This window comes from Acinetobacter zhairuonensis, from assembly GCF_022601715.1.
GTDB lineage: Bacteria > Pseudomonadota > Gammaproteobacteria > Pseudomonadales > Moraxellaceae > Acinetobacter.
This window is the reverse complement of record NZ_JAKVIM010000021.1, coordinates 49321-61406: the sequence shown is the minus strand read 5'-3', so window position 1 is coordinate 61406 and position 12086 is coordinate 49321. Positions and strand designations below refer to the sequence as shown.

The 12086-nt window shown below is 38.6% G+C and carries 10 protein-coding genes and 1 tRNA gene; 3 read left to right on the top strand and 8 right to left on the bottom strand.

Annotated features, from left to right (window positions below; translation table 11 throughout):
- Positions 1-186 precede the first annotated feature (186 nt).
- The 5 genes from MKI85_RS14785 to greB all read right to left on the bottom strand — a co-directional run bounded on the left by MKI85_RS14785 (position 187) and on the right by greB (position 5739).
- Positions 187-849, bottom strand: a complete 663-nt coding sequence (locus MKI85_RS14785; RefSeq protein WP_241628710.1) for a helix-turn-helix transcriptional regulator — start codon at positions 847-849, stop codon at positions 187-189.
- A 184-nt stretch (positions 850-1033) separates the two neighbouring features.
- On the bottom strand, positions 1034-2440 hold the full coding sequence (locus MKI85_RS14780; protein ID WP_241628709.1) for an aldehyde dehydrogenase family protein: 1407 nt from the start codon (positions 2438-2440) through the stop codon (positions 1034-1036).
- A gap of 306 nt (positions 2441-2746) precedes the next feature.
- A complete protein-coding gene (locus MKI85_RS14775) occupies positions 2747-4036 on the bottom strand; it encodes a serine hydrolase domain-containing protein (RefSeq protein ID WP_241628707.1) in 1290 nt (429 codons plus the stop codon).
- A 1029-nt stretch (positions 4037-5065) separates the two neighbouring features.
- Positions 5066-5155: transfer RNA gene (locus MKI85_RS14770), tRNA-Ser, on the bottom strand.
- Between the two features lie 92 nt (positions 5156-5247).
- Positions 5248-5739: a transcription elongation factor GreB gene (gene greB / locus MKI85_RS14765; protein ID WP_241628705.1), complete on the bottom strand. Its 492-nt coding sequence runs from the start codon at positions 5737-5739 to the stop codon at positions 5248-5250.
- A 366-nt stretch (positions 5740-6105) separates the two neighbouring features.
- Here greB and MKI85_RS14760 point away from each other — a divergent pair, with 366 nt between their 5' ends.
- On the top strand, positions 6106-7218 hold the full coding sequence (locus MKI85_RS14760; RefSeq protein WP_241628703.1) for a transglycosylase SLT domain-containing protein: 1113 nt from the start codon (positions 6106-6108) through the stop codon (positions 7216-7218).
- 65 nt (positions 7219-7283) lie between these two features.
- Here MKI85_RS14760 and MKI85_RS14755 read toward each other — a convergent pair whose 3' ends face one another.
- Both MKI85_RS14755 and ttcA read right to left on the bottom strand, forming a co-directional pair.
- A complete protein-coding gene (locus MKI85_RS14755) occupies positions 7284-7667 on the bottom strand; it encodes an SCP2 sterol-binding domain-containing protein (RefSeq protein ID WP_142768025.1) in 384 nt (127 codons plus the stop codon).
- A 216-nt stretch (positions 7668-7883) separates the two neighbouring features.
- Positions 7884-8804 carry a tRNA 2-thiocytidine(32) synthetase TtcA gene (gene ttcA, locus MKI85_RS14750; RefSeq protein WP_241628714.1) on the bottom strand — a complete coding sequence of 307 codons (921 nt, stop codon included), beginning with the start codon at positions 8802-8804 and terminating at the stop codon, positions 7884-7886.
- Positions 8805-9295: 491 nt separating this feature from the next.
- On the opposite strand from ttcA, the gene MKI85_RS14745 reads away from it, so the two are divergent.
- Both MKI85_RS14745 and htpX read left to right on the top strand, forming a co-directional pair.
- A complete protein-coding gene (locus tag MKI85_RS14745) occupies positions 9296-10150 on the top strand; it encodes a lytic transglycosylase domain-containing protein (protein WP_241628701.1) in 855 nt (284 codons plus the stop codon).
- Positions 10151-10282: 132 nt separating this feature from the next.
- Entirely contained in the window at positions 10283-11188 is a 906-nt protein-coding gene (gene htpX / locus MKI85_RS14740) for a protease HtpX (protein ID WP_241628699.1), read from the top strand.
- Positions 11189-11248: 60 nt separating this feature from the next.
- Here the strand turns inward: htpX and MKI85_RS14735 are convergent, their stop codons facing one another.
- Positions 11249-11833, bottom strand: coding sequence for a DUF4112 domain-containing protein (locus MKI85_RS14735; RefSeq protein WP_241628697.1), 585 nt, complete (start codon positions 11831-11833; stop codon positions 11249-11251).
- Positions 11834-12086 lie beyond the last annotated feature (253 nt).

The window sequence follows — 12086 nt, the reverse complement described above, 5'->3', positions numbered from 1 at the left end:
ATGTAGATGTAGATGTAGATGTAGATGTAGATGTAGATGTAGATGTAGATGTAGATGTAGATGTAGATGTAGATGTAGATGTAAGCATTAATACCAAAATAAAGCTGTATTACTTTAAAAGCGGTTTTTAATCTTATTATAAAGTTGTAAGTTTTTATTTTAATTCATTTTTATTTAAAAAAAAGATTATCTTAAAAACTTGCACACCAATTCTTGACGGCTGCTGACATTCACTTTTTGATAAATATGTTGCACATGGGTTTTCACTGTCGAAAGACTACAATTTAATTTCTTTGAAATTTGACTGGCTTCCAAATTAGTAAATAGCTCTTCAAGGATTACCATTTCTTTTTTGGTTAAATGATATTGAGCAATAATTTTATCTTTATTAATGACATCGACATGATGATGAAAATGCTCAATAGAAAGTTGATGGAAGGCTTCAAAGACTTTCTTTTCTTGTAGATTGAATTGTTTTTTACCCTGTTCTCTAAATACACTCAAACCAAAAATGGGCTGCCCATCGCGTTTTCTAAAGAAAAATTCGGCAGTATCTTCAACTTGCCAACGACTCATAAAGTTCAAAAATATTTCATTCGGTTGATATTGCCCCAAAAGTGCAATGTTCTGATCACCATGATAAAAGTGTCGAAAGCTCACGGGATCATATTCAATTTTTCCATTTAAATATTCATTGATTGCACTTTTTGATATTCCACCTAGTTCGAAATCGTAGGCATGGTGAATATTATCAATTTTATAGGTGAAAAATCCGTCTATATCCGAAACATGCTGAATTTGAGCAATAAAATTTCGACTAAACTGCTGAATAAAATCTCGATTGAACATAAATTTTCATCATCCTTTTGAAAATTTAATAGAGTTGAATAATTAATTAATACTATTAGCTTCCTGCCAATATATAGTCTTACTGATGAAGGTTTAAACATATCAACTTTGATAAATAAGTTATGGCTTTATACTCAAGCCATAACTTAATTCATCAGCAAGACCGATTAATCGATTTATCTCATTATTGCGAAATATGGATCGCTTGCTTATGTGTATACAGCAACATACCATTTAAACCAAATGAATAACCTAGACCAGACATTTTCCAACCACCAAACTCAGCATCAGGTGATAAGTCAGAGTGATTATTAATCCAGACTGTGCCTGTTTCAAGTCTGCTGGCAATTTGTTGTGCACGGTCTAGATCTTTGCTCCAAACCGAACCACCCAAGCCAAATGGACTATTATTAGCACGTTGAATGACATCTTCAACATCCGTAAATTTAAGGATTGGTAATACTGGACCAAACTGTTCTTCATCAACCAGTTTCACACCCTCTTTAAGATTGGTGACTAGAGTTGGTGGAATGAAGTAGCCATGCTCACTGACAGATTTTGGTGCAGTAATAATCTGACCGCCATTCGCCACTGCATCTTCAATCATGCTTTTGACTTTGTTGTACTGGATTCGGTTCTGAATCGGACCAAACGTCGTATTTGGATCTAAACCATTGCCAATCACCTGTGCATTGGCAATTTCAGTTAATTTTTTCGTCAATGCATCATATACGCTTTCATGTACATAAAGTCGCTTAAGCGCTGCACAGGTTTGCCCCATATTCAAAAAGGCAGAGCCGAAGATTTTTTCAGCTGCAACATCAACATCAACATCTTCAAGTACGATTCCAACATCATTACCGCCCAATTCAAGGACTACACTTTTTAAAGTGTCTACAGATGATTTGAGAATGCTTTGTCCAGTTCGTGTTGAACCAGTAAACGTTACCTTATCCACTAAAGCGTGTTCACTTAAAGCTTGACCCACGTCACCTTTACCTAACACCAGATTACATACACCTTTAGGGAGGTGACGATTCATGATTTCAACCAATTTAATGGTGCTGAGTGGCGTAAATTCAGAAGGTTTATTCACCACAGTGTTTTTAGTTTTAAGTGCTGGGAAAAAATGCCAAACCGCAATTGCAAAAGGCCAGTTCCATGGGGTAATTGAAGCAACGACACCGAGTGGACGATTGTAGACTTTGATGACTTTCCCGCTCGGCTCTTGAATCGTATCGACTGGAACCTCTAGACCAATTATATTTTCAATCCAGTTCGCACTTGCTTCAACTTCAAATTGAGCCATCGCCAACGGCTTGCCTTGTTCAGCCGTGATTAATTCTGCAATCTCATCTTTTTCAGCACGAATATCTTGTGCAATTTTCTTGAAACTTGCATTGATCTCTTCGTCTGAAACATTCTGCCAAGTCTTGAATGCTTCACGCGCTGCAAGTACAGCTTGATCAACTTGTTCGACAGTCGAACTATTAATTTCAACAATGGTTTGCTCAGTTGCAGGATTTAACACTGCAAAAGCATCACCCTGACCTGCGACCATTTCACCATTTAACAACATATTGCTATTCATTTATTTCATATCCATATTGATGTACTTTTGCATGAATTTTATCGCTGATTATTATTCATGGACTCATCCTTTAGGATGATTTTAAACAAAGCCAACAGAAAAACAATACATTTTTTAAAATTATATTTTTTTTTAGTATCATTAATATTTTTTTAAGTTTTATTAAAGTCTTAAGCCATCATGAGTGTAGTATATGTTTATTCCCATACTTACATTTTAGTTAAAACAAAAAATCACCTTAAAAGGTGATTTTTAATAATATAAATAAATATCAATGACTTATGAATAAAAAACCACTTTCATTACTTATTTTTCCAAATAATTGGTCACTGCATTAAGAAATAAGCTTTTTTCATCCATAATTTTTTCTGAAGGCATTGCGGTTGGCCAAGTCCCCCACTGAATCATAACAATATCATCTTTGGGATTGATTGCCATGATTTGCCCATAAATTCCAAAGCCCCAATAGGTATATTCTGCATTTTTAGTGGTTAAAGGTGAGCCATGCTTAGCATGTGAATTCCACCATTGGAAACCATAAATTCCATTCGGATATGCTTCTGATACAGATTGCTCGGCTTTTGTCCAAGCAGTTGCTTCTTTCGTCCAGCCATCTGGTAACAATTTTTCTCCATTAGAGAGACGACCTTCATTCAGAATAAATAATCCTAAACGCGCATAGTCTCGGAGTGTTGCATTAAATCCATGCCCGCCCATATCCGTTACACCGCGCTTATAAGATTGCCAGATCCCATTTTTTTCCATACCTGCTTTTTGCCAAACATTTTTTTCCAAATATGTAGCAAGGCTTTCTTTGGTGGCTGCCTCCAGAACTTTTCCAACCAAATAGGAACCACCCGTGGAATAAGACCAAACTTTACCCGGTTCATACTTTGCTTTTAAATTTTTTACCAATTCATAGACACTGGCGTCTGGATCAGATTTGACTTCACAATACGTCATTTTTGAAAAATCTGATTGTGGATCAGTATAATCTTCTCCCCATTCAACACCTGAAGTATGCTGCATAAGTTGTCTTAGCGTTACTTTTTCCCATGCTGTATGCTTAAGATCCGGTAAATAGTGAATTATTAGATCATCTAAAGACGTAATTTTTCCTTGCTTAATCGCCACGCCGACCAAAGTTGCAACAATAGACTTTGCAATCGATCTTGACGTCCACAAGGTAGTAGCATCATTGTCACTCTTATAATATTCGTAGGCAATTTGACCTTTTTTTAGAATGATAAGCCCTGCTACATCCTGACTTTCTAGATAATCATTTAAATGATAAGTCCTGTTATCTAAACTAAAACTCACATTCTGATTATTTATGGTTTTTTCATACTGAGGAAGTGCTTGAATCTGGCTTTTGTTGGCATAAAAAACTGTACCATCGTAACTTCTATAGGTATTTCTAAATCCAATTAAACGTTGTTCCTGGTTCCAAGTGAGCATGTCATGTGGATCAGGTAGATTTTGATCAATTTGATTCGGACAATCTACAATGTTCAATTGTTCACATGTATATGCTGCGGAGGTAAATTCACTCTCCAGCAATGTTCCGCAACCTAAATCAACCTTAGGTAAATTCACTTTATATCTCCTTAATTAAGTTTTCCTTGAGTCAATAATCCCATCATGACGTTATGATCAAACCCACCTTGATTTGAGCGGTCGTATTTTTCTGGATTCCAGATAAATTGTGCAAATGGACTAAAATTCACTTTTTTTATATGTAATCACTGCATCGAAAGAGACAAATGTCGTGGTTTTATTGTGATTACCATTTAATTGTCGGGTATGGCCATCTGCGAAAATTGAAGTAGAAATGAGCATGGATAATTAGCACATCAAATTCGAAGCTTTAACATGTGACACCAACACAATCTCCGAAGCAGGTTTTATACAAAAACTCCTTTATTCAACATCTTAGTAACATTCATGTTTCCATATCAAAATCTTATTCATATAATTATAAAATTAAGTTTTAAAACGAAATCCCACAACTTGTATACAAAGTTCCAACATTTAAATACATCACTTAATTTTGTTCAAAATTTAACGCTATACAATCTTAGAAAAATCATCCTTTAGGATGATTTATAGGCATTATTGGAAAAAACAATTCATTTTTTACATACAATTAACAATTACATGTATAGCGATATTATCTTTAAGATTAGCTACATATAACAGTTAATATTCATTCAACTTACTTTGAAAAGGTACCACGAGCAAGCGCTCGAGGTTTTCACAATACTTTTAAATAGCTATACCAAATAGACAGTATTTTGCGCATTTAAATACTGAAAACTATCCAGCAACGTCATGCTCTAGTGCTGCAATAGGACTACTTATTCACAAGTTCAAAACAATGACATAGCTTCACTTAAACCATGAAAATAGTTTCACTCGGTAGATAGACCAAGCTAGTGATGTTGATTTATTTACTAGCGCTAAAGGTGGACTAGCAGCGTAAAATTGAGACCGGTAAAAGGAGAAGGTTTAGCTCATTACAAAGTATTGATTACGCTAAATATGATTTCTTTCGCAAGAAACATCGCAATACATCAAAAAATTTAGACATAAAAAACCCTTGCTTGTGCAAGGGTTTTTTGAATTTGGCGGAAGCGGTGAGATTCGAACTCACGGAGGACTCACACCCTCGTCGGTTTTCAAGACCGGTGCATTAAACCGCTCTGCCACGCTTCCAATGGCGGCTATCATATAAATTTTTTTCTAACTTGGCAAATACTTTTGCATAAAACTCTATTTAATTGCACAAAATAAAATCAAAAATACCATTAAGGTGCTGATTCTGGCTTTTCATAACGGATTGTATTGATATACCACGTCTTTTTTCCAGATGGCGTCATCACTTCCACTTCATCATCCACTTGTTTAGACAACAACGCACGTGCCATGGGTGAGTCTATGGAAATATGTTGCGGATGATGATCATAAATTTCATCCACCCCGACAATCCGGAGCTGCTTTTTTTCGCCCTGCTCATTCTCAATTTCGACCCATGCCCCGAAATAAACTTTGCCTTCCTGCTCAGGAGAAAAATCAATGATTCTTAACTCTTCCAAACGCTTGCCAAGGTAACGCACACGTCGATCAATTTTACGTAACAATTGCTTGTTGTACTGGTAATCGGCGTTTTCACTACGATCTCCAAGGCTGGCTGCCCAGTTCACTTTTTTGGTAATTTCGGGGCGTTCTTCACGCCACAAATGCTGAAGTTCAGCCACCAATTTATCGTGTCCAGCACGGGTAATTAAGTTGGATTTCATGTTGGAAATTGTCTTTTCAGAGTACGAAACAGATACATTTTTAAGCTATTTTATGCTCAATTTCATCACAACAAAAGAGTATAAAAATAATTTATTAATAAAATTAGGTATTTATGTTACATTTTTTCACTATTTTTTGTACTAAATTTGACAATCCCTATTTCCGACTTTATTATGCCCTCATCTTAAGTTTCGTGTACTTTTTAACCTATGTGGTTTTTTCCCACATAATTTTCTTTTATCCCATGTCATTTTGAATGACGTCATGACTGCCCACCCCTTATTGAATTTATCAAACTTTATGAAAGTTTAAGGCCTCGTTTGCTTTGACTTTTTAGGGCATAAATTACTTGTAGCGGAGACAACATGCACAGTAGTTCATCTTCTGGGTCGAGGCTTTGCCTTAACTCATTAACTTTCTCACTCCCTTTAAAAGTCTTAGCACTCACCGCCGCCTTAATTCCGTTTCATACCATTAATGCGAGCAAGGCTTACCAATATGATGCTGTTGTGAACAACAACAAACTCACAGTGGTTGGTGTAGAAAATCCATCGACTGTATTTAAAGATGGACAGTATTTACATGGCTTTGGTTATGACCTTGCCCGTAACTATGCTGACAGTATGAATGTAGAGCTGGTGTTTACCACCGTTCCCGACAATGCCACGGCATTGAAGTTGGTCGATCAAGGTAAAGTGAACTTTGCCATTACCACATCAAGCATTCAAAACATCGAAAGTAAAAAGCTGACTTCGTTTTCAGCCACCTGTGGTGACTTATATAGCCTGCAGAAGAACGGTTTAAATACCCAACTGAACTGGGTCTTTAAACATGCAGATGATCCCCTGACACAGACCGCGAGCGGCTATGTGTGCCAAGGGAAACAAACAGGTTCCATCAGCCAATTGGCTTCGTTTTATAATCGTAACGTGGTACAAGCCGAATCATGGGATTCTATTGAACGTGATTTGACCAAACGCATGCCGATTTATAAAGCTAGTTTCCAGCGTACAGCCGAGAAATATGATCTCGATTGGCATTTCTTGGCAGCCATTGGTTATCAAGAATCGTATTTAAAACCCGATTCAATTTCGCCGACAGGTGTGCGCGGCATTATGATGCTAACCAACAGCACAGCCAAAGCGATGGGTGTTAGTAACCGTACCGATCCTGCGCAAAGTATTCAGGGTGGTGCCAAGTACTATGACCGAATGTTGAGCAGATTTGAAGATGTGCCTTATCCTGATCGTAACTGGTATGCCTTAGTTGCTTATAACATGGGACCAGGTGCCGTGAGTCAGATTCAAAAGCGGATTAGTGCGCAAGGTAAGGATCCAAATAACTGGGTTAATCTCTATAGTTATTTAGATGGTAATAAAGCCCAAAATGGGCGTTATCGCCAAGCGGTACAATATGTCACGCGTATCCGAGCCTATTTGGAATACATCAAAAATACGCCTCAATTGGTGAACATATAAATAGTCATGAATTGAGCATAAAAAAAAGCTTACCTTCGGGTAAGCTTTTTTTTATGGAAAACAACTTAAGCAGTATGCTCAAGGACTTTCTTAAATAAATCTTTTTGTTCTTGGCTTGGTTTTGCCGTTTGCAATGCCATTAACTGAGACATATCACCCTGAACTTTTATTTTGCCTGTCATGAATGCTTGCATGGCTGCAGACATATCAAACTCTAAGAATACTTTACGTAAAGTTTCAGCATCCATATTTAAAGTCGTTTTGGCATTTGAAGACAAACCTTTTAAGATTCTTCCGCCATCTAAAGCCAACTCGGTATTGCCACTGGTATCCGTCACAACCAAGTTGATGGCTAAATTTGCCAATGCTGGTGGCAGATTCAAGTCCCCTGCTTGCGCAGTCAAAGTTTCTACAGTTGAAAACCAATCATCAGTTAAAAAGGCAGGCATGATGTTTCCTCAAATTTATTTGTTCATTTTCTGTCGCCTATCCAGACAACATCATAGCGAAGCTGTTTTGCTTGAAGCCTGTTATAGCACGTAAATCAAATATTGGGCTAAAGTTTTTTGTACGGACCGTTCAGTTTTTATTCTTTTTATACATGTTGAAAATCAATGAATAACAAAAGTAGACACCACTGTTACATACAATGGTGTCTGGTGACTTTATTCTGCCGCAAATCCTAAGTTCACCATGTTGATGCGCTTATTAATGCCTTGTTCTTCAGTCGAACAACTTTCTTTAAAGTCAAATTCACGTTGTGAATCGAGAACTTCAAAATCAAACAAGTCGCGGTCTGCCAACTGCGATGGAGAAACGTTCTGCAAAGCACCAAAAATGCTGTGTAAGCGCTTCGGATGCTCTTTGTCCCATGCACGTAGCATGTCATTCAACATCGCGCGTTGCAGGTTTTCCTGCGAACCACACAAATTACATGGAATGATTGGGAACTGACGCATTTCTGCATATTTAATAATGTCTTTTTCTTCCACATAAGCCAGTGGACGAATCAAGATGTTCTTTTTATCCGTCGATAATAATTTTGGTGGCATCGCTTTTAAGCTGCCGCCATGGAACAAGTTCAGGAAGAAGGTTGCCAAAATGTCATCACGATGATGCCCTAACGCAACCTTAGTCGCCCCAATCTCTTGCGCGAAGCCATACAATGAACCACGACGTAAACGTGAACACACCGCGCAGTAAGTTTTCCCTTCTGGGGTTAACTTTTTCGTGATGCTATAGGTGTCTTTTTCCAAAATATAATAAGGAATGTTATTTTCTTCTAAATAACGCGGTAATACATCTTCAGGGAAACCCGGTTGCTTTTGGTCTAGGTTTACTGCAACCACATCAAAATTAATCGGTGCAATACGTTTAAACTGCAACAAGATATCCAGCAAGGTATAACTGTCTTTACCACCAGAAATACAGACCATAACCTTATCGCCTTCTTCGATCATTTTAAAATCACGAATGGCATGACCGACTTGGCGGCGCAGCTTTTTCAGCAAACGATAATAGGCAGAGCTGGTTGGGAGTTCTGGCTTGAAATTAAACCCTTGTTCGGACTCAACTGGCGAGTACATAGACACGATTAACCCATAAATAAAAATACCGCGCAATTTTATCCGATTCGCCAAGCAATCGCATCTAAAGAATGTAAATTCTCATGAACAATCCGACTTGTCATTTTTCCTTCTTGCTGATGAGGTAAATTTGAACGTTGCAGTTCATTTTTTATCCCAAACGCTTATCTTTTGGACTTTTCCACAGTTGTCCACAAAAGCTGTGGATAACTTTGTGGATTTCAAAACACTTGACAGGTGATTCATCCCATAGTTTAAGGGTTCTATTTAAATTGATCATTTTTTGATCAATTTTATTATTAATAAATATCAGTGACTTATCATAGTCAAGCAATCCTGATTAAAAAAAAATTAAATATTTTTTTGATTATTAACTCCACAATTAAGCTTGATTTTTACAAAGTCGTGAAAAATAAAATTCAGCAGCGCTTTTTAACCTGATTTTTTTGCTAAACTTGTGATGACTGTTTGGGGACAGAAAACTGATAACAATGAAAAATAAATGGCATCACTTGCAAGCTTACCTTCTTGGCTGTGCGTCTATCGTACTAATCAGCCCTGCCTGTGTGGCTGGGGAAACCATTTATCAGTTAACCGAATCGAATGGCACAACCCTGCTGACCAATAAAAAAGGGAAATATAGTCATTTAAAGGTTGAAAAGAAGACGTATTACCCTGACAGCAATATGCATAGCTATAGCAACTGGGGTAGTTCAGAATCTTCTGTTTTACCCAGTTACAGCCGCAATCGAAATGCGTTTGATGCCATGATTCGCCACGCCGCCCAAACCCATGGCGTTTCGGAAGGTCTGATTAAAGCGGTCATGCATACTGAGTCAGGCTTTAACGTCAACGCACGTTCACCTGTAGGTGCCCAAGGTTTAATGCAATTGATGCCTGCTACTGCGCGTCGCTTTAATGTCTCTAATGCTTATGATCCACAGCAAAATATTATGGGTGGTGCCAAATATTTAAGCTGGTTATTAAAACGATTCAACGGAAATACTTCGCTGGCACTCGCAGCTTATAATGCAGGTGAAGGTAATGTCGATAAATATGGCGGTATTCCCCCCTTTAAAGAAACCCAGGACTATGTACGTCGTGTCTCCAGTCGTTATAGTAACCTGTATTCTGGCGGTCTGATCAGCAGTGGTAGCAATTCAGGGCAAGTTCTGGCTCAATCCGTTAACTACACGCCATCGGCACAAGCCGAACCAACTCCAAGCACACCAGCTAAAAGTAGCCAACGTGAAATTATCATTGCAGCGGATGGCAGTTATACCTATGCCCCAAGATCGGGGAGCTACTCCACAGAACATGCGTCTGCATCTGCACGAATTTATTGATGTAAAATTCGTTATTTTTTTGCGTCTAATCATGTTTTTTTCTTGAATTTTTGCACTATTCACCGCATATTGATCCTGATGATTTATGAGTTATAAATCAGATCATATTTCTATATTAAGAGGATTTTCTCAATGATGCGGATTGGTTTGTTCTTGCTAACCAACCTCGCGGTACTGGTTGTAGCTGGCATTATTTTGTCACTCTTCGGTGTCGGTAGTTACCATGGCGCGGGTGGCTTGAATCTAGGCAACCTATTAGTCGTCTGTTTCGTGTTTGGTATGGTTGGCTCTTTAGTGTCTCTGTTCATGTCGAAATGGATGGCGAAAAAAACAACTGGCACTGAACTTATTGACCCTAATGCTCCTCGTAGCCAAGCAGAGGTTTGGTTGCTACAAACAGTTGCGGAATTGTCTCAACGCTCTGGTATTAAAATGCCAGAAGTCGGTATTTTCCCATCTTACCAATCCAATGCATTTGCAACGGGTTGGAATAAAAATGATGCGCTGGTAGCTGTTTCAACAGGTCTACTTGAGCGTATGAACAAAGATGAATTACGTGCGGTACTGGCTCACGAAATTGGTCACGTAGCCAATGGTGATATGGTGACACTGGCATTAATTCAAGGTGTCGTGAACGCCTTTGTAATGTTCTTTGCACGTGTCGTGGGTGATTTCATTGACCGTAACGTCTTCGGTCGTGAAGATGGCGAAGCGCCAGGCTTGGCTTACTTCGGCATTACCATTGTGCTTGATATTGTGTTTGGTATTTTAGCTTCTGCCATTGTGATGTGGTTCTCCCGTCATCGTGAATATCGTGCCGATGAAGCGGGTGCACGTTTAGCGGGTAAACACGCCATGATCTCTGCCCTATTACGTTTACAAGCAGAATCAGAGCTTCCTGACCAAATGCCGAAAGAAATGAAAGCGTTCTCGATTGCGGAAGGTAAAGAACAAGGTTTTAGCTTAGCAGCCTTATTCCAAACTCACCCATCGATTGAACAACGTGTAGCAGCCTTGCAACAATTAGACTGTGCATAAGTTTAAAGATTCAAAAAAGCCTCCGACATGGAGGCTTTTTTTATTGATTCATTGGTTTAATCACCCATTTTGAAACCACGACCATACGGCAGTAAAACCGTACCAAGAAGCAGCGAGCAGCAAAACAATTACCAGCAGACCCATCAAATCGGGAATATGCAGCCACAGCCATGCGATGACGGGCTGACGCCAAAATGCAGATTGCTGCTGCTTCTGTTCTAGCTTCTCATGTAGATAAGGATGTTCCACATGTGTCGTATCGCGGATCTGATACTCTTCTCGAATATGCTCATGCACAATATCCAGTGCTTTACGACTTGGGCGAATAAAAATATCAAATATGGTTCCTGCAATTGGTATAAAGCCCACCACCAAATCCATTGCTGCCAATTTATACACTACATTTAATTTATGCTGCGGCACCCCAATTTGCTTGGCTTTATATACCGCATAACAGGTCAAGGCAAAGCCTGCGACATCCCCAGCCACAGGAATAGTACCTAAAGCTGCATCTGCCCCTACCCCCTGCTTGGTAAATGGAATACGGATCAGCGAATCCATCAGATTGGCATATTTCGCTAAATCGCGCTCTAAACGGATCACTTCTTGTGGTGTTTTTTTTGTAGCTAAGGGCTGTTCAGGCATATAGATGTCAATAGGATGTTGATTTCTCTACAGCTTAAATCATTTTGATTTTCAGAAAAGTAACAAAGGGTTATTCAGAACAATGGATCATTTGATCAAGACAATCTATTTCATTCATTCAGGCATCTGCAATGCAAAACCATGCCTACAACATTTCCCTTAGATGCTCATCCTGAATCCTTTTTAAGATGAGCATGCTATCTCCATCAATCATCCTAGCTTAGCAGTGAGTTCGTCTCACCCACCAACTCGT

What these genes read in the sequence shown, in the direction of transcription:
- MKI85_RS14785 (WP_241628710.1), bottom strand. Translation starts at nt 849, where the DNA reads ATGTTCAATCGAGATTTTATTCAGCAGTTTAGTCGAAATTTTATTGCT.
- MKI85_RS14780 (WP_241628709.1), bottom strand. Translation starts at nt 2,440, where the DNA reads ATGAATAGCAATATGTTGTTAAATGGTGAAATGGTCGCAGGTCAGGGT.
- greB (WP_241628705.1), bottom strand. Translation starts at nt 5,739, where the DNA reads ATGAAATCCAACTTAATTACCCGTGCTGGACACGATAAATTGGTGGCT.
- MKI85_RS14760 (WP_241628703.1), top strand. Translation starts at nt 6,106, where the DNA reads ATGCACAGTAGTTCATCTTCTGGGTCGAGGCTTTGCCTTAACTCATTA.
- MKI85_RS14755 (WP_142768025.1), bottom strand. Translation starts at nt 7,667, where the DNA reads ATGCCTGCCTTTTTAACTGATGATTGGTTTTCAACTGTAGAAACTTTG.
- ttcA (WP_241628714.1), bottom strand. Translation starts at nt 8,804, where the DNA reads ATGTACTCGCCAGTTGAGTCCGAACAAGGGTTTAATTTCAAGCCAGAA.
- MKI85_RS14745 (WP_241628701.1), top strand. Translation starts at nt 9,296, where the DNA reads ATGAAAAATAAATGGCATCACTTGCAAGCTTACCTTCTTGGCTGTGCG.
- htpX (WP_241628699.1), top strand. Translation starts at nt 10,283, where the DNA reads ATGATGCGGATTGGTTTGTTCTTGCTAACCAACCTCGCGGTACTGGTT.
- MKI85_RS14735 (WP_241628697.1), bottom strand. Translation starts at nt 11,833, where the DNA reads ATGCCTGAACAGCCCTTAGCTACAAAAAAAACACCACAAGAAGTGATC.